The organism is Bacillus sp. KICET-3 (genome assembly GCF_033261025.1).
In the GTDB taxonomy this organism is placed as follows: Bacteria; Bacillota; Bacilli; order Bacillales; family Bacillaceae; genus Bacillus; species Bacillus sonorensis.
Genome location: NZ_CP137345.1, coordinates 1,362,650 through 1,379,256, shown reverse-complemented (window position 1 = coordinate 1,379,256; position 16,607 = coordinate 1,362,650). Strand labels below are relative to the sequence as shown.

The 16,607-nt window shown below is 47.6% G+C and carries 19 protein-coding genes and 1 riboswitch; of the genes, 6 read left to right on the top strand and 13 right to left on the bottom strand.

Annotated elements, in window-relative coordinates:
- Positions 1–68 precede the first annotated feature (68 nt).
- From thiD to R5H20_RS06850, 8 genes are all read right to left on the bottom strand, one after another.
- Positions 69–887, bottom strand: coding sequence for a bifunctional hydroxymethylpyrimidine kinase/phosphomethylpyrimidine kinase (thiD, locus tag R5H20_RS06885; protein ID WP_006636860.1), 819 nt, complete (start codon positions 885–887; stop codon positions 69–71).
- 24 nt (positions 888–911) lie between these two features.
- On the bottom strand, positions 912–1,922 hold the full coding sequence (locus R5H20_RS06880) for a thiazole biosynthesis adenylyltransferase ThiF (protein ID WP_006636859.1): 1,011 nt from the start codon (positions 1,920–1,922) through the stop codon (positions 912–914).
- Positions 1,919–2,686, bottom strand: a complete 768-nt coding sequence (locus R5H20_RS06875) for a thiazole synthase (protein WP_006636858.1) — start codon at positions 2,684–2,686, stop codon at positions 1,919–1,921. The genes R5H20_RS06880 and R5H20_RS06875 overlap by 4 nt, the downstream gene beginning before the upstream one ends.
- A 2-nt stretch (positions 2,687–2,688) precedes the next feature.
- Entirely contained in the window at positions 2,689–2,892 is a 204-nt protein-coding gene (gene thiS / locus R5H20_RS06870; protein ID WP_006636857.1) for a sulfur carrier protein ThiS, read from the bottom strand.
- On the bottom strand, positions 2,889–4,001 hold the full coding sequence (gene thiO / locus R5H20_RS06865; protein ID WP_006636856.1) for a glycine oxidase ThiO: 1,113 nt from the start codon (positions 3,999–4,001) through the stop codon (positions 2,889–2,891). The genes thiS and thiO overlap by 4 nt, the downstream gene beginning before the upstream one ends.
- Positions 3,985–4,602, bottom strand: a complete 618-nt coding sequence (gene tenI / locus R5H20_RS06860; protein WP_006636855.1) for a thiazole tautomerase TenI — start codon at positions 4,600–4,602, stop codon at positions 3,985–3,987. The genes thiO and tenI overlap by 17 nt, the downstream gene beginning before the upstream one ends.
- Positions 4,577–5,278, bottom strand: a complete 702-nt coding sequence (gene tenA, locus R5H20_RS06855) for a thiaminase II (RefSeq protein WP_006636854.1) — start codon at positions 5,276–5,278, stop codon at positions 4,577–4,579. Before tenA ends, tenI begins: the two co-directional genes overlap by 26 nt.
- A gap of 86 nt (positions 5,279–5,364) precedes the next feature.
- Positions 5,365–5,473, bottom strand: a riboswitch (TPP riboswitch).
- A 58-nt stretch (positions 5,474–5,531) separates the two neighbouring features.
- Entirely contained in the window at positions 5,532–7,376 is a 1,845-nt protein-coding gene (locus tag R5H20_RS06850) for a monovalent cation:proton antiporter family protein (protein WP_006636853.1), read from the bottom strand.
- A gap of 278 nt (positions 7,377–7,654) precedes the next feature.
- On the opposite strand from R5H20_RS06850, the gene prpE reads away from it, so the two are divergent.
- A complete protein-coding gene (prpE, locus tag R5H20_RS06845; RefSeq protein ID WP_006636852.1) occupies positions 7,655–8,395 on the top strand; it encodes a bis(5'-nucleosyl)-tetraphosphatase PrpE in 741 nt (246 codons plus the stop codon).
- A 15-nt stretch (positions 8,396–8,410) separates the two neighbouring features.
- On the opposite strand, the gene R5H20_RS06840 is transcribed toward prpE, so the two are convergent.
- Genes R5H20_RS06840 through R5H20_RS06825 form a run of 4 tightly spaced genes read right to left on the bottom strand, consistent with a single transcriptional unit; the run spans position 8,411 to position 11,163 of the window.
- Positions 8,411–9,253 carry an RluA family pseudouridine synthase gene (locus R5H20_RS06840; RefSeq protein ID WP_206702871.1) on the bottom strand — a complete coding sequence of 281 codons (843 nt, stop codon included), beginning with the start codon at positions 9,251–9,253 and terminating at the stop codon, positions 8,411–8,413.
- A 59-nt stretch (positions 9,254–9,312) separates the two neighbouring features.
- Positions 9,313–10,113 (bottom strand): NAD kinase, encoded by an 801-nt coding sequence (locus R5H20_RS06835; protein WP_006636850.1) that lies wholly within the window; start codon positions 10,111–10,113, stop codon positions 9,313–9,315.
- 18 nt (positions 10,114–10,131) lie between these two features.
- A complete protein-coding gene (locus tag R5H20_RS06830; RefSeq protein WP_006636849.1) occupies positions 10,132–10,767 on the bottom strand; it encodes a GTP diphosphokinase in 636 nt (211 codons plus the stop codon).
- A gap of 30 nt (positions 10,768–10,797) precedes the next feature.
- Positions 10,798–11,163 carry a UPF0738 family protein gene (locus R5H20_RS06825; RefSeq protein ID WP_006636848.1) on the bottom strand — a complete coding sequence of 122 codons (366 nt, stop codon included), beginning with the start codon at positions 11,161–11,163 and terminating at the stop codon, positions 10,798–10,800.
- Positions 11,164–11,286: 123 nt separating this feature from the next.
- Here R5H20_RS06825 and R5H20_RS06820 point away from each other — a divergent pair, with 123 nt between their 5' ends.
- The 5 genes from R5H20_RS06820 (at position 11,287) to R5H20_RS06800 (ending at position 14,697) form a co-directional block, all read left to right on the top strand.
- Positions 11,287–11,859 (top strand): CYTH domain-containing protein, encoded by a 573-nt coding sequence (locus tag R5H20_RS06820; RefSeq protein ID WP_006636847.1) that lies wholly within the window; start codon positions 11,287–11,289, stop codon positions 11,857–11,859.
- Between the two features lie 12 nt (positions 11,860–11,871).
- Positions 11,872–12,543 (top strand): lytic transglycosylase domain-containing protein, encoded by a 672-nt coding sequence (locus tag R5H20_RS06815; protein ID WP_006636846.1) that lies wholly within the window; start codon positions 11,872–11,874, stop codon positions 12,541–12,543.
- Positions 12,544–12,830: 287 nt separating this feature from the next.
- Positions 12,831–13,229, top strand: a complete 399-nt coding sequence (locus tag R5H20_RS06810) for a globin domain-containing protein (RefSeq protein ID WP_006636845.1) — start codon at positions 12,831–12,833, stop codon at positions 13,227–13,229.
- A gap of 56 nt (positions 13,230–13,285) precedes the next feature.
- Positions 13,286–14,119: a protease adaptor protein SpxH gene (gene spxH / locus R5H20_RS06805; protein WP_373870167.1), complete on the top strand. Its 834-nt coding sequence runs from the start codon at positions 13,286–13,288 to the stop codon at positions 14,117–14,119.
- Positions 14,120–14,529: 410 nt separating this feature from the next.
- Positions 14,530–14,697 carry a hypothetical protein gene (locus R5H20_RS06800; protein ID WP_006636843.1) on the top strand — a complete coding sequence of 56 codons (168 nt, stop codon included), beginning with the start codon at positions 14,530–14,532 and terminating at the stop codon, positions 14,695–14,697.
- A gap of 75 nt (positions 14,698–14,772) precedes the next feature.
- On the opposite strand, the gene pepF is transcribed toward R5H20_RS06800, so the two are convergent.
- Positions 14,773–16,593 (bottom strand): oligoendopeptidase F, encoded by a 1,821-nt coding sequence (pepF, locus tag R5H20_RS06795; RefSeq protein ID WP_006636842.1) that lies wholly within the window; start codon positions 16,591–16,593, stop codon positions 14,773–14,775.
- Positions 16,594–16,607: the final 14 nt, after the last annotated feature.

Sequence of the window (16,607 nt, the reverse complement as noted above, 5' to 3'; positions counted from 1 at the left end):
AGACTTTTTATCAAAAAAAGCGGGCGTTCCGCTGCAAAACCCGCCCGCCGTTGCAAAGGAAGGATCAGCTAGAGCCGACTCCCTCCCTGCAGCGATTTTTGATATGCAAAATGATTGGTCGGCCCGTGTCCGGATCCGATATCAAGGCTGTGGGCCACCGCTTCGTGCACAAACGATTCTGCGGTTTCAAAAGCTTCATGAATGCCGCTTCCTTTGGCGATTTCCGCTGCCAGGGCAGCTGAAAACGTACAGCCTGTTCCATGCGTATTTTTTGTCTCAATAAAAGGATTTGTTATTTCAATGAAGGCCTCTCCGTCAAAAAGCAGGTCGGTCACTTTTTTCTGCTGCGGCTGATGCCCTCCTTTTATAATCGGATAGCGGACGCCCATTTTATACAAATCGCGGGCCGCCTCTTTTCGGTCTTCCATCGTTTTGATGCTTCTGCCTGTCAGCACCTCAGCCTCAGGGATATTCGGCGTCGCCGCAAAAGCCCTTGGCAGCAGCCGCTGTTTCAGCGTTTCAACGGCTTCATTATTTAACAGCGATGCCCCGCCTTTGGCAATCATGACGGGATCGACAATCACATTCCTCAAATCGTGTTTTTCAAGCTGTTTTACAATGGCTTCAATCATCTCCGCGTTCCAAAGCATTCCCGTTTTAATGGCGTCAGGCCGCAAATCTTCGGCGACGGCTTCAATCTGTTGGCCAAGCGCTTCCGGAGACAGCGAAAAAACGCCGTGCACACCTTGTGTATTTTGCGCGGTTACCGCCGTCAAAGCCGACATGCCGTACACACCAAGCTCCTGAAATGTTTTGAGGTCAGCTTGTATCCCCGCGCCTCCCCCCGAATCAGATCCGGCGATTGTCAACGCTTTACATATGCTCATGTTGTCTGCACTCCTTTTAGGCCTTTAGCCAATCCATCTGTGATATATCGTTTTTGCCCGGTTGATGTCATTTGTCCCATGAATAAAAGCCCTGCCATCCCGGAAAATGACGAATTTGAAGTCTTCAGCCCTGCCTGACACAAGATATGGATTTCCCGTTACTTCCAAGCCCGCTTTTCTTAGGCGGACGGCCAGCTCCTCCAGTCCGGGCGGCTGTTTTGCGGCAGGTCTGATCTGAACCGTTTGCCGCCCGCAAAGCACAGCCGCTTTTGTTTCATTTTCCGGTGAAAGAAACGGAAATTCACGGGTACCGCACGTCGGACATGCTTGATCTTTAAGAGCGTCCGCTCGAACCTCGGACCTTTCATTTGTCCATATATCAAATGAGCGGAGCATTCCGGATGGTTCATGCCCTGTCAAGAGCTTAAGCGCATCTGTCACTTGATAAGCGGCGACCTGCTGGACGATCGGGCTGATGACGCCGGATGTATCGCACGTCATCGTGTTCGCCGGCAGGTATCCCAAAAGACAATGCAGGCACGGCGTCTTGCCCGGGATGACTGTATACGCAATCCCGTAGCTTGCCACACACGCTCCATATAAAAACGGGATGCCCGATTTGACGGCCGCATCGTTTACCACGAGCCGGGTCTCAAAGTTATCTGTGGCATCAATGATCAATGATGCGCCTTCTGCAAGGCTGAGCGCTTTTTCCGCCGTGACATCGGTGACGATGCCGTTAACCCGGACAGAGCCGTTGATCAGGCGAAGCCTGTTTTCAGCTGCGGCCGCCTTCGGCATTTGGTCTTTGACATCCTGTTCCGTATAGAGCTGCTGGCGCTGAAGATTGCTCCATTCGACATAATCCCTGTCAACGATTGTAAGCGAACCGACTCCGGCTCTTACAAGCATTTCAGCGCTCGCCGACCCAAGGGCTCCCGCTCCGATGATCAGCACATGGGCGCCCTGCAATTTTTTTTGGCCGTCAGGACCGATCGGCCGGAACAGCTCCTGCCTTGAATACCTGCCGTTCAAGTCGTCAGCATCCCTTCTTCAGGGCTTGAAGCGATGCCATAGTCTTTTTCAGGAATTCTTCCCGCAAGGTATCCAAGTCTCCCGGACTCGACGGCAAGCTTCATGGCAAGCGCCATTTTCACGGGGTCTTTTGCACCTGCCACCGCCGTGTTCAAAAGAACGCCGTCGGCCCCAAGCTCCATTGCGTATGCCGCGTCTTTAGGAGAGCCGATACCGGCGTCGACGATCACCGGAACTTCAGCCTGCTCGATGATAAATGAAAGATTGAGAGGATTGATAATCCCCTGTCCGGAGCCGATCGGAGATGCTCCCGGCATAATCGCATGCACGCCAAGCTCTTGAAGTTTTTTTGCCAGCACGACGTCATCCGATGTATACGGAAGCACGATAAAGCCTTCTTCAAGCAGCGCCTCTGATGCTTTTAATGTTTCTACGGGATCGGGCAGAAGCGAACGGTCGCAGCCGATCACTTCCACTTTAATCATGTCGCAAAGCCCGGATGCTTTTGCCAGCTTTGCAATGCGCACCGCTTCCTCAGCCGTTTTTGCGCCGGCCGTATTCGGCAGCAGTGTATAGCGGCTTAAATCAAGCTGTTCGAGAAAATTGGGCTGTGATTCTTCAAAAATATTCATCCGTCTGACGGCAAACGTGAGAATCTCCGACTCTGATACGCGCACCGCCTCTTTTTGAATCTCAAATGACGGGTACTTTCCTGTTCCAAGCAATAACCTTGATGAAAACTGTTGATCAGCGATTTTTAACATGTTTATCCCCCTCCGACAAAATGAACGATTTCGATGACATCGTTTTCTTCCAGTTTGATTTCTTGATATGTTTCTTTCCCTATAATTTGTCTGTTTCTCTCTACGACGACAACCCGATTTTCCAGCTGATAAGAAGCGAGCAGGTCATAAATCGTTCCCCCGTCATTCTTCCAGTCTATTTTCCGTCCATTCAGCTGAATAATCACTTATGCACAGCCTCCTTCCGCTCCACTTTGAACGCTTCTTCCCAGGCCGGATTGACCGGCCGGCCCACAATCATATCCGTGATCATCTCACCGGTTGCTGGCGCCAGGAGGATGCCGTTTCTGAAATGGCCCGCCGCAAACAAAACGCTGCCATTTTCAGGGTGCCGGCCAATATACGGATTGCCGTCCTCTGTTTCAGGCCTTAACCCGGCCCAGCATTGATCGATTTTCATGCCGCCGATCTCGGGCAGCATCATTTTCGCCTTTTTGACCACCGCTTCGATTCCGTTCAGGTCAGGCTTGTCATTCCAGTCTCCGTGTTTCATTGTGGCGCCGATGACAAGCTTTCCGCTGCGGCGCGGAACAATGTAGCAATGATCATGGTAAAGCGTTCTTGTTAAAGGAATGGTGTCATTCCAAACAGACAGACACTCGCCTTTTACCGGATAAAAGCTTTTGTTTAAACCGAGCTGCTTAAAAAAGACGCCGCTCCACACACCGCTTGCGATTGCCGCGTGCTCCGCCTCAACGGCGCCTGAAGCCGTCATTATGCGCACTCCGCCCCCTGATGCCGCTTCGACTGATAAAACAGGGGCATGCTCAAAGATATCCGCGCCAAACAGCTTTGCCCCTTTGGCGAAAGCCCTGCAAACAGAAAGAGGCTCAACATGAACATCATCCCGGATAAAATTCGCGCCGATGATTCCTTTGGCGGCATGCGGCTCTTTTTCAAATACTTCTTCGGCCGTCAGCCATTCAGCCGAATCGAGCTCAGCCATTGCCGCAAGACGCACCCGGTCGCTTTCAGTAAAGGCGAGTTTTAATATTCCCCCGTCATGCCGGTTGATGTCGATGCCGCTTATTTTTTTCAATTCAGGGGCCAGCCGCTTATACGCCGACTGGCTGGCTCTCGCAAACTCGAAAAATGTGCCCGGTTTATCGCATTCGGCATGGGCGCCGAGCATTCCGGCAGCCGCCCGGGTCGCTTTCTTCCCGATTTCTCCGCTTTCAAACACCGCTGTTTGTTTTCCCGCTTTCGCAAGATGATAGGCAATCGACGCACCGATGATTCCTCCGCCGATGATGATCGTTTCATAGCGCTTTTTCATATAGATCTCCCTTCACAAGACATGCAAGTCGTTCAGCCGCTTCAGCAGGCCGGTCTTTTGAAAAAATCCCGGACATCACGGCGATGCCGTCAGGGTTGGCCTGCTTTACCTCTGGAAGGCGATGTTCGGTTATTCCCCCGATGGCAATGACGGGGATGGCGACAGCTTTTTTGATCTCCTTCAGGCTGCCGGTTCCCCTCTCTGACAGCCCCTTTTTGCTGTCTGTTTGAAAAATATGGCCGAACAGTACGTAATCCGCTCCTTCTTTCTCAGCCTGCACCGCCTCTTCAACAGAGTGTACGGACTTTCCGATTTTCAAATGCGGGAAACGATTTCTTACACATTTAACCGAAAAACCGTGGGAAGGCAGCTGGACGCGGTGTATATTGTGAAACAAGGCGACATCCACCCTGTCATTGATGATGAGCTTCCGTTTATCGACTCCGCCTGCCAGCAGGCGTTCAATTAATTCAGACAATTCATGGACCGTTTTTGACCTCTCTCTGATATGGATGAAGTCGGCTATGTCCTTTATCGATATGATGCTGGCTGCAAGCTCCTCCAAAGTGTGCCGGTTATCGGTGATCGCGTGAAGTCTCAAGCTGTTCCACCCCGCCTTTTGACCAGCCCTCTTTTTTATGCGCCATATTCCAAAATTGGTATTCATAATAGCTTGAAATGACGAAGTTTTCCTTCATTTTCGCACGGATGCCGGCAGTGCTTTTTTCAGCCAGTTCGTCAAAACGATTGACCTGTTCGATCACCAGTTCTTTGAACCAGTCTCCTCCGTATGTCGCAATCCACTCCTTGTAAATGTCATTCTCAGGGCTGCACGTTTTCAGCGTTTCCCCGACATCATAGTAAAGCCAGTAACAAGGAAGCAAAGCGGCGAGTATTTCCGCAAAATTCCCGCTCATCACAGAACGATACATGTGGGATGTATACGCATATGCAGTGGGCGACGGCTTGAACGCATTCTTTTCCTCTTCCGTAATCCCCAATAATTCGGTGAATTTTCTGTGCAGGGAAAGCTCTGCTTCATAAGTTCCGTTTGCATGCTCCGCCATCCGGCTCGTTGTATACAGATCATCCGCATACGCCGCGGCGAAGGATTGAACCTTGGCAAAATGGGTCAAATAATAGGAATCCTGGAGAACATAGTATTTAAAGCAGTCGACCGGCAAAGAGCCGTCTCCAATTCCTTGGATAAACGGATGGACAAAGCTGCCCTCCCACCATTCTGCAGCGCTTTTCCGGCATTCTTCTGAAAACTTCATTTCGAGGCTCCTCCTTCAATTCAGAAAATGAAAAAACCACTTTCCCCGCAGGAAAAGTGGTTTGGAATTTGCATATAACAACCATATCAAATACCTTGCCACTTCCCTACGCAGGTTTGAACCTGTTCAGGTTATGAGGGTCTAAAAGTCACACTTTTATCTCAGCCCTTATCAAGGACTCCCCTAGTGGAAAACATTTCTTTTTCATTCAGTTATACTTTTATCTTAACACGAAATAGAAAATGGTCAAGCATCAGTCTTCAAGCGTTTTTTTCAATTCCGCGATATATTCGCGCGAACCCGTGGCGATCAGCCTGTCACCCATTTGCAGCCTTGTATCGCCGTGGGGAACCAGGCTGTCAACATCCCGGAAAATCCGGACGAAAATGACATCCCCCGTAAACGGGAACTCCCTTAGCAGCACTCCGTCAAACCTCTCATTGTTCATATTGATCTGGTACAATGATGCATCCTGATTCGCCAAAAGCTTCATGACACCCGGAGCCTCAATTAGTGCGCGAAGCATTGTTTTCGTTGATAACAGGATGGAGAATGTATCAATTCCGTTTTCTTTCAATTCGGACTCGGCTGCAGGCGAACCAGCGCTCGCAATGATTCTTTCGACGTTTTGCTCTTTGGCAAACAGCGCGATTCCGGTATTCCGCTCTTCATTGCCCGTCGCTACAACAAGAATGTCCGTCTCAAAAACGCCGTATGATTCAAGTGTTCCGAACTCATAGTCAGGCAAAACCTCCACATCAAAAACGGACTCTGACAGTTTTTCCTCTTTCTTTTCCTGATGCACATGCAGAATTCTGACATGGTATTCTTCAGGAGAAAGCTCAAGTGTAACCGGCAGCGTCATTTGGTTGGCGCCGATAAAGGTGATCGTTTTTTGCTCTTTGTCCTTTTGCGCTTTCGGCATTAACTTTTTGAAGCCGATCGGGGTAATGATGCTGGTGATCACGGCCACAAGAATAAGCGCGCCCGACATTTGCGCGTCTATGACACCGATCCGTTCGCCGATCGTAGTCGCGGCAATAACGAGAGACAATGTTGACGTCAGCAAAAATCCTGAAGCCAGCACGGTTTTTGTATCATACCACTTCTTCAAAAACAGCCCGGGAACGACCTTGCTGATCAAAAGCGCCACAAATAACAGCGGGATCATGATTAATATTTTCGGGTTTTCAAATAATGACCAAATGTCAAGCTTGACTCCCGTCATCACGAAAAAGATCGGAATCAAAAAGCCGTAGCCGAATGAATCAAGCTGCTGGACCAGTTCTTTATTCGGAGAAAGCAGTGACACGAGAACACCGGCCAGAAATGCGCCGAGGATATTTTCCGCGCCCAGCGATTCCGAAAGCGCCACAAGCACGATGATCAAGGTAAAAATCGCCCTTGTGCCGATTTGAATCGTTCCTTTTGACATGACTTCAATAAACGAGCGGTTTTTAAACACTCTCCCGAAAAGATAAAGAACGACACCTGCGGCAAACAATATGATCAACAGCCACATATTGCTGCTTTCGTCTCCATATATCGAGGCAAAGACCGCCAACAGAATCATTGTTACAAGATCGGCAATCACCGCTACAAGAAGAATAATCTGGCCGATGTTCGTCTTCATCAGACGATCTTCCTTCAAGGTCGGAACGACGACCCCGAGCGAAATCGTTGAAATGATCAGCGTCATTAAAAAGGCATTGTCAATAAAGCCCGCCAGTACAAAGCTGTAAGAAAGCCCGAGCGACAAAATAAAAATCCCGGCAAAGATAATAGCAGCCGTTTTAAAGGTATTTGGCGCCGCTTTTCCGTTTTGGAGAACCTGCTTTTTCTTTCCCCTTTCAAATACAGAAAAATCGATTTCCAAACCGCTTAAAAACATCAAGAATATAAATCCGAGCATCGAGAGCGTCTCAAGCCACGTATCATGTTGTGCCACAAGGTTCAAACCGCTTTTTCCGATAACAAGACCCATGATGATCTCCGCCACAACGACAGGCATGCTCAGTTTTAATCGATGCAGCAGGATGGGGGTCAAAAATGCGACAATGAGTACGACGACTAAAGATGATACAGATGTATGCTCCATAATTGTTACCTCCTAAAAACCGGTTTACGGGTAGTATAGTGTTCCCCTTTTCTGATAAAAAGGTCTTATTTTGAAAGAAAAGAGCGGCTGGCTTTTCTTTTCTCACAAGTGTAAAAATCGATTTTAACAATGCTGGCCGAGAAATAAAAGTGATATGCCTGATTTTCTCCGCCGGAAATTTTTGAAGGTGAAAAAAGCGCATAAACGAGGTATGATGTCCAATAAACAAAGCAAATGAGGGTTATCATATACACAACTGCCAATGTGAGGTGAAAGACGTGAAATACGATGTGATCGGAGATATTCACGGATGTTATGATGAAATGACAGCATTGCTGGAAAAGCTCGGCTATTCTCTCAAAACGGGTGTGCCCGTCCATCCCGAGAACAGAACGCCTGTCTTTCTCGGAGACCTGACGGACAGGGGGCCGAAATCCATTGCCGTCATTGAATTTGTGGCATCCGCTGTAGAAAAAGGAGCGGCCCGCTATGTCCCCGGCAACCATTGCAACAAGCTCTACCGCTTCTTCAAAGGAAATCCGGTTAAACTCATGCACGGGCTGGAAACGACAGCTGCCGAATACAGACAGCTTTCCCCACAAAAACAAGAGCATATCAGAGCGCTTTTCATGCGTCTCTATGAACAGGCGCCGCTTTATGACATCCTGCATCAGGGCGAGCTTGTCGTTGCCCATGCCGGGATTAAAGCGGAATACATCGGAAAGAAGCCATCAGGAAAGATCAAACAATTTGTTCTATACGGCGATATCACCGGAGAGACGCTGCCTGACGGCCGTCCGGTCAGACGGGACTGGGCCGTACATTACCGGGGCGAACCATGGGTCGTCTACGGCCATACACCGGTCAAAGCTCCGCGGATGGTTCACCATACGATTAATATTGATACGGGATGCGTATTCGGCAACAGGCTGACCGCCTTCAGATTTCCCGAACTGCAAACTGAGTCCGTCCCCTCCTCAATGCCTTATGATGAAACAAGATTTCGCGCTAATCCATAAAAAAAGAGAGCTGTTTTAGCTCTCCAATAATTGCTGGATATCCTGCGGAAGCGGCGCAGAAAACGTCAGCTTCTCCCTTGTCAGCGGATGAATAAACGTCAGCCTCTCACTGTGAAGCGCCTGTCTTTTGATGGCATCCCGCGTGCCCCCGTAAAGCGTATCACCGCACAGCGGGTGTCCGATATGGCTCATGTGGACGCGGATCTGATGGGTTCTTCCGGTTTCAAGGCTTAGCGAAACATCTGTCAGCTGTCCGATGCGGCTGTTCACCTTGAAATGAGTTACCGCCTTTTGGCCTTCCGGAATAACCGCCCGTTCAATAATGCTTGTTGCTTTTCTGCCGATCGGGGCGTCGATCGTTCCGGATTCCTCCCTGATCAAACCGTGAACGACGGCGCGGTATTGCCGTTTGACTTCCCCCTTTTTTTGCAGGCCGGACAAAAGGGAATGAGCAAAACGATGCTTGGCGACAAGCATCACCCCTGATGTATCGCGATCAAGCCTGCTGACAAGATGAACGGTCGCCTGGCAGCCCGTCTGCCGGTAATAGTGAATGAGCCCGTTCGCAAGGCTTCCTGACGGATGCTCCCGCGAAGGGATTGATGAAAGAAAAGGCTTTTTATTCAGCACAAGAACATGGCCGTCTTCAAACAGGATGTCAAGCGGGATCGCTTCCGGCTGCAAAGATTCGCTGACCTTTTCAGGCGGAAACAGAATCACAAGCTCGTCTCCTTCCTGAAGAACATATCTGACCGTGACATGCTCCCCGTTGACGAGAAGATCTCCGCCTCCGAATTTGATATCTGCAAGCATCCTCTTTGAAATACCCATTCGCTGTACATACTCTTTCAGGAGCATGCCATGTTCCTGCGCTGTAATCGTTAGTCTCAATGTAAAATCATTCACGGTAAACCTTCCTACTCTCCCTTGCCGATAAAGGAATCCTGCACCCTTTTCCAAAACGGAAACGGGCGGAACCGCGCAAATCTGACATTCTCGTTCGCCACGCGGCACTGAATCGATTTGACGTCTTTATGCAGCAATGTTAAGTGATCAACCGCAACCTGAAAATGAACATCATTGAGGGGTTTGATCACACATGTGTGGTGCTCAGGCAGAATGAGCGGCGAACCGACCGTCCGAAACACCCGGTTGTTGATCGATGCCATTTCAGCGAGCTGGATCGCCCTGATTGACGGGTGTATGATCGCACCGCCAAGCGCTTTGTTATATGCCGTGCTTCCCGAAGGAGTTGACAGGCAGAGCCCGTCTCCGCGAAATGTTTCAAAAAGCTCCCCTTTTATTTCGACATCGGTGACAAGCGTCCCCTCAATGCTTTTGATCGTACACTCGTTAAGGGCCAGGTACCGGGCTTCTTTTGCACCGTCATTGTAGCGGACGATCACTTCCAGAACCGGATATTCCACGATTTGAAACGGCGTTTTGGCAATGGCGATCACCAGCTTTTCAATCTCGTCCGGAACCCAGTCTGCATAAAAGCCGAGGTGGCCGGTATGAACCCCGACAAATGCCGTTTTATCGAGACGGCTGCTGTACTTGTGAAAAGCGTACAAAAGCGTTCCGTCCCCTCCGACGGAAATGACGATATCAGGCTCTTCCTCATCACACTCAAGGCCGAAGTCGAGCAGATACGTTTGAATTCTGCTTTTCAATGTATCGGAAACCGGATTTCCTTTTGACGATACCGCAAATTTCATCATGATTTCTCCTTTCCCCTAGCCGTCATCCTCGTCCTTTTTCTTCCGTGAGAAAACCGCCTGTGCTTCATGAATTTCACCCCTGATCTCAGACATCTCTTCATCAAGTCTTGAAGCTGCTTCTGAAGCCCTTTGCAGTCTTAATTTCACTTTTTCGGGGATGTTGCCGCTGTATTTATAATTTAAAGAATGCTCAATCGTCGCCCAAAAATTCATTGCCAGCGTTCGGATTTGAATTTCAACCAAAATTTGCTTTTCTCCGTTTATCGTCTGCAGAGGATATAAAATCACAAGATGATACGAACGATAGCCGCTTTCTTTATGCTCCGCGATATAATCGCGTGTATCCACGACAGTGAAATCCTTTCTCGCCAAAAGCATCTGCTTGACGATTTGGATATCCTCAAAAAATTGACACATAATCCGGAGCCCAGCAATGTCCTGCATCGTTTCGATGTTATGCAGCGGAATGTTTTTCCGTTTCGCCTTTTCCAATATACTCGGCACGGGCTTCACCCTCCCGGTCACAAACTCAATGGGCGAATGCTCCTCCTCGTATTCATAAAGTGCCCTTATCCCTTTCAGCTTTACTTTCAGTTCTTCAACAGCCTGCCTGTACGGCGCTAAAAAACGCTCCCATTGTTTTTCATCCATAAACCTTCCCCCAATTTCATCGCCTTTTTTCTAGAGGAATACCCGCTTCACTCTTTCCTCCATTTCTTCGCCATAGTTTGCATTATCTTTAATATTTTCTATCAGGTATCGAAGCTCATCATGAAGCCCGATAAGCTCCAGTTGCCGGTCTCCGATATTCAAAAACACAGGAATATGCTGATCAAGGGCCGACTTCATATCGGACCATATCCTTTCATCTAACATCACATATTGGAAAGAATCGCCTTGTTCAAGTATGTATACAAATGCAAAATGATCAGAGTCTGCAAGCATCCGTCCGGCCGGTTTCCGCTGTTCCCCATCCTTTAGATCGCTTGTCAAAACAAGCCGGTCATTCTGCAGATCCGCTTCTGTAATCTCAATTCTGTTCTGCATAATGTTCTCCTTTACAATAAAAGTACAGATTCATTTTATCACATCAAGTTCAATATTGATAAACGTTCATATCCAAGAGATAATAAGGAAAATGTGATTTCAGCAGCTGAGAGGAGCCAAAAAATGAGCCAGGAGCTTGAAATAGAATTTAAAAATATGCTGACAAAAGAAGAATTTGAACAAATTTCAACATACTATCAATTCACCTCAGAGCAGTTTGTCACACAGCAAAATCATTATTTTGATACAAAAGAATTTTCGTTGAAAGAAAAAGGCGCGGCACTCAGAATCCGCCAAAAACAAGATGTTCATGTGTTGACACTGAAAGAACCGGCGCCCGTCGGCTTGACGGAAACCCACCAAAAGCTGCCCTCCCCGCCGGATCTCGAACAATTCTGCATTCCAACAGGACCCGTGTACGACCGTTTGAAAGATCTCGGCATCGAACCTGGGAACCTCGCATATTTCGGTACGCTTGTAACAGACCGCGCAGAAAAAAAACGGCCGGAGGGCTTAATTGTTTTAGATCGCAGCCGATACTTAAAGGTAGAGGACTACGAAATAGAATTTGAAGTCGCTGACTATGAACAGGGTAAACTTGATTTCGCCAAACTGTTGAAATCATTCGGCATCCCAAAACGCGATACAAAAAACAAAATCGTCCGTTTTTACGAGCAAAAACTGAAAAATATATAAGGTGGGAACATAATGAACATCAACAATTTGACCGCCCTTTTGGAGCTGCAGGCATTACGGTCGTTTTATCAAACGCCTGGCAGCGGTTCAGAGGATACGGGCTTTGATTTCAGTTCGATTTTAAACCAGTATGTAATGAATTCCGGCGGCGGCTTGCAGTCAGGAACAGGAAATCTTCCGCACGTTCAGACCGGGGCCATTTCCTCCGTACAGACGCAGCCGGCCCAAGCTTTGGCGGCTGACAAGCCTAGTGCGGCCGACGTTTCTCCAGCCGCTGGAACAAGCGCGGTTTCTTTTGGCGGACAAAATAAAAATATTGATGAGATCATCAAAAAAGCCGCTCAAAAGTACGGCGTTGATGAAAAACTGATTCATTCGGTAGTCAAACAAGAGTCTGGCTATCAGCAGAAGGCGGTCAGCCCTGCCGGCGCGATCGGCCTGATGCAGCTGATGCCTTCAACCGCGAAAGCGCTGGGGGTCACAAACGCCTTTGACCCCGTTCAAAATATTGAAGCCGGAACAAAATATTTAAAACAAATGCTTGACCGCTACAGCGGAAATGTTCACCTTGCATTGGCGGCATACAACGCCGGTCCCGGAAATGTTCAAAAGTATGGAGGCATTCCTCCATTCAAAGAAACGCAAAACTATGTAAAAAAGATTACAGCAAATTACTACGCATAAGCCAGAAAGGTTTTCTTTCTGGTTTTTTTATTTCTCCTATAAAAACCTCCAAATTTATCCTCCTGATATAAAAAATACACATTTAACAAGCGGATATGATATGATATTTGAAACAAAAACAGCGCCTCCCCGGCGAATGCTGAAGTCGGTTTGTTTGTAGAATCCGCACCGGGTTGCTAAAATAAATATATACAATCGTGAAATAATAAATGATCCACAATATAAATATTTTTTGCAATAGGAACCGTCATTTTTTCCTATTAGCCATTTTAAAAGGAGTAGTCAACATGGGACAATCGTTTAACGCACCTTATGAAGCGATTGGAGAAGAACTTCTATCGCAACTTGTTGATACTTTTTATGAACGAGTGGGACGGCATCCGCTGCTCTCCCCCATATTTCCGGATGATTTAACGGAAACAGCGAGAAAACAAAAGCAATTTTTAACACAATATTTAGGCGGTCCGCCCCTTTATACAGAGGAGCACGGGCACCCGATGCTGAGAGCCCGGCATCTTCCATTCCCGATTACACCGGAACGGGCGGATGCCTGGTTATCATGCATGAATGAGGCAATGGATCATGTCGGTTTACAGGGCGATATCAGGGATTTTCTTTTTGAAAGGTTGACTTTAACAGCCAGGCATATGGTAAACACGCCTAAAATGGAGGATGGTTCGCATTGACACTGAATCAGCGTGACCAATTTTTCTCCCATTGCCATGGACATCCGCAAAAGCCGATGGAAATCTATATGTTTGTTGACCCTTTATCCCCGGAATGCTGGGCTTTGGAGCCTGCTATCAAAAAATTGAAAATCCGCTATGGACGTTTTTTCACATTGCGAATGATCGCCGCCTGCAGCATTACGGCGCTAAATGTTCAGAAACGCAAAAAGCGCCGCCTCGCAGAAGCCTGGGAAAAGATTGCGAGCAAATCGGGCATGTCATGCGACGGAAGCCTGTGGTTTGACAATCCCCTTTCCGCTCCATATTTGGCTTCATTGGCGCTGAAAGCGGCGGAGCTTCAGGGCCGAAAAGCCGGATTGCAGTTTTTGCGAAGCATGCAGGAGCGTTTGTTTCTCAACAAACAGGATATTACCGATGAACAGGTGCTGTTCAATATTGCCGAAAGTACGCAGCTCGATTCGAATGAATTCAAAAAAGACCTTCATTCGCAAAGCGCGGTAAAAGCGCTGCAATGCGATATGAAAATCGCCGCCGAAATGGAAGTCACATCCGTTCCGACGCTCACCTTTTTCAACAGCCACCGCGAAGGAGAAGGCTTAAAAGTAACCGGACTTTATTCATATGACATATACGAAGAAGTACTTTTTGAAATGCTTGGAGATGAGCCGAAGCCATCGCAAACTCCGCCACTCGAATTATTTGTCGAATACTTTCAATTTGTTGCAGACAAAGAAATCGCCGTGGTTTATGATTGGACGCTTGAACAAGTAGAGCGTGAAATGAAGAAACTCGCTTTTTCCGGAAAGGTCAAAAGAGTTGAAGCCAAGCACGGCATGTTTTGGCGTTATGCCAATGAAGACGCCGATGCCGGACCGCTCTGTCAATAATCAACACAACACGGGGTTTCCCGTGTTTTTTTATGGATGACACAGGAACATTTGTTCTATTTGAAAGTATTAAGAAACCGCGCCGGGATAAGCGCGGTTTCTAGTATGTCTTAACGACAACAAAGGGGATGGGAGAAATTTTTCACGGTCAAACAAAGGGGTAAATGTTTGTTTGTGATCAATTTCACATCTTTATAATATCAAATCATGTCGAGTTTTGACAACTGATTTTATTACTTTTCACATATTTGTCACAAAACATAAAAGGTAGATGCCCATCATATGATGAAAGTAGGACAGAAAAACCCGGCCGTCTGTCTGTAAAAAAAGGCGGTGGAACGCGGGTTCATACGACTTTATAAGCTATTTTCCGCACCTCAAAAATTTTATCAGTCCATAGGAGGGTTTTTATGCTTCATATTGTGTTCGGGGTAGCATTGACTGTCGTTTTTTTCTTTTTGAATATTTTAGGCTGGATGCATATGCTCCCTCTTTATATTACGTCCCCCCTGTTGTTTGTATCGATCCTTTTTACGATCAGCCGCTTCAATCACCGCAAGACATTTAAAGGGTTTTAGGCCCGCCTCCTTTTAAAGAAAAAGGCCGCCGGTTGTGCCGGCAGCCTCAAAGGCGTTCCCGATAAGGGAGCTTTTTTATTTTTTTAGCAGGAGCTCTTCCATTTCATTCAGCTGCTCTTCAAACTTTTTGCATGCAGCTTCGATCGGATCTGAAGTCGTCATGTCGACTCCCGCTTTTTTGAGCACTTCAATCGGGTAATCAGAGCTTCCGGCTTTCAGGAAGTCGATGTAGCGGTCAACCGCCGGCTTCCCTTCCTTTAAAATCTGCTGGCTCAAGGCCTGGGCGGCGCTGTAGCCTGTCGCATATTGATATACATAATAATTGTAGTAGAAATGAGGGATTCTCGCCCATTCAAGACCGATTTCTTTGTCAATTTCAATATTTTCTCCGAAGTACTTTTTGTTTAAATCATAATAGATGCTCGTTAAAAGTTCAGGTGTAAGCGGCTCGCCTTCTTGGGCTTTGACATGAATCGCATGTTCAAATTCGGCAAACATCGTTTGTCTGAAAACCGTCCCTTTAAACCCTTCAAGCATATGGTTTAAAATATAAAGGCGTTGTTTTTCATCATCGACCGTGTTCAGCAGATAGTCCCCCAGAAGGGCCTCATTTGTCGTTGAAGCCACTTCAGCGACAAAGATGCTGTAGTTCCCGTACGGATACGGCTGATGCTTTCTCGTATAATAACTGTGGACGGAATGGCCGAATTCATGGACAAGCGTGAACAGGTTGTTAACGTTGTCCTGCCAGTTCATCAAAATATACGGATTTGTTCCGTATGCGCCTGAAGAATAAGCCCCGCTCCGTTTTCCTTTGTTCTCATATACATCAACCCAGCGGTTGTTTAACCCCTCTTTGAGGATGGATGTATATTCTTCACCCAAAGGAGCGAGCCCTTTGATCATGTAATCTTTCGCCTGCCCGTACGTCACTTTCATGCCGGAATCTTTTACAAGCGGCGTGTAGAGGTCATACATGTGCACTTCATCAAGTTCGAGCACTTTTTTTCTGAGCTCAACATAGCGGTGAAGAAGCGGCAGGTGTTTATTGATCGTGCTGACGAGATTATCATAGACCTCTTCGGGAATGCTGTTGCGCGACAGGGCCGCTTCCCTGGCCGATTGATAATGTTTAACCTTTGCATAAAAATTATCTTTTTTGATGGCGCCGCTGAGCGTTGATGCAAGCGTGTTTTTAAAGCGGCCGTACGTATCATACACAGCTTTGAATGCGTCGCGGCGGACGTCGCGGTTCTCGCTTTCCAAAAAGGTGATGTAGTTTCCGTGTGTGATCTGGCGTTTTTCCCCGTTCTCATCGGTGATTTCCGGAAATTCCATATCGGCGTTGTTGAGCATGCCGAATGTTGTGGACGGAGATGACAGAACATCTGACGCCTCTGCGAGCAGCCCTTCTTCCTGTTCGCTCAACACGTGGGGCCGCTCTTTGTTGATTTCTTCAAGCGCATGCGAGTAGAGCTTTAGTTCCTCTTTTTCTAAAAGGAACTGCTGAAGCTTGTCTTCCTGTATCGATAAAATCTCCGGCACCATATAAGCTGTCGCGCTGGCAGCCTGTGTATAAAGGTTGGAGGCTTTATCATTCAGACCCTGATAAAATGAATTGCCTGTATCCTGATCATAGCGCATATGAGCGTAAGTATACAGCTTCCCGAGCCTTTCCATGACCTTGTCCTGATATGTCAATGCTTCATATAAATCGTCGGCGGAATGGCCGAGCCTTCCCTTAAATTCGGAGAGCTTAGGCAGCAGCTCTTTAACCGCTTGAAATTCCTCATTCCAGGCTTCATCAGATGGAAAGATATCCTCGAGTCTCCACGTGTCCTCTTGCTTCACCTCATCTCTTGCAGGCAGTTTTTTCGTTTGGTTTTCTTCAGCCACTGTAAATCCCCTCG

What these genes read in the sequence shown, in the direction of transcription:
- R5H20_RS06850 (WP_006636853.1), bottom strand. Translation starts at nt 7,376, where the DNA reads ATGGAGCATACATCTGTATCATCTTTAGTCGTCGTACTCATTGTCGCA.
- R5H20_RS06800 (WP_006636843.1), top strand. Translation starts at nt 14,530, where the DNA reads ATGCTTCATATTGTGTTCGGGGTAGCATTGACTGTCGTTTTTTTCTTT.
- tenA (WP_006636854.1), bottom strand. Translation starts at nt 5,278, where the DNA reads ATGAAGTTTTCAGAAGAATGCCGGAAAAGCGCTGCAGAATGGTGGGAG.
- R5H20_RS06840 (WP_206702871.1), bottom strand. Translation starts at nt 9,253, where the DNA reads ATGCTCCTGAAAGAGTATGTACAGCGAATGGGTATTTCAAAGAGGATG.
- R5H20_RS06830 (WP_006636849.1), bottom strand. Translation starts at nt 10,767, where the DNA reads ATGGATGAAAAACAATGGGAGCGTTTTTTAGCGCCGTACAGGCAGGCT.
- R5H20_RS06820 (WP_006636847.1), top strand. Translation starts at nt 11,287, where the DNA reads ATGAGCCAGGAGCTTGAAATAGAATTTAAAAATATGCTGACAAAAGAA.
- R5H20_RS06825 (WP_006636848.1), bottom strand. Translation starts at nt 11,163, where the DNA reads ATGCAGAACAGAATTGAGATTACAGAAGCGGATCTGCAGAATGACCGG.
- R5H20_RS06815 (WP_006636846.1), top strand. Translation starts at nt 11,872, where the DNA reads ATGAACATCAACAATTTGACCGCCCTTTTGGAGCTGCAGGCATTACGG.
- R5H20_RS06875 (WP_006636858.1), bottom strand. Translation starts at nt 2,686, where the DNA reads ATGTTAAAAATCGCTGATCAACAGTTTTCATCAAGGTTATTGCTTGGA.
- R5H20_RS06835 (WP_006636850.1), bottom strand. Translation starts at nt 10,113, where the DNA reads ATGAAATTTGCGGTATCGTCAAAAGGAAATCCGGTTTCCGATACATTG.
- thiD (WP_006636860.1), bottom strand. Translation starts at nt 887, where the DNA reads ATGAGCATATGTAAAGCGTTGACAATCGCCGGATCTGATTCGGGGGGA.
- R5H20_RS06810 (WP_006636845.1), top strand. Translation starts at nt 12,831, where the DNA reads ATGGGACAATCGTTTAACGCACCTTATGAAGCGATTGGAGAAGAACTT.
- thiO (WP_006636856.1), bottom strand. Translation starts at nt 4,001, where the DNA reads ATGAAAAAGCGCTATGAAACGATCATCATCGGCGGAGGAATCATCGGT.
- spxH (WP_373870167.1), top strand. Translation starts at nt 13,286, where the DNA reads ATGGAAATCTATATGTTTGTTGACCCTTTATCCCCGGAATGCTGGGCT.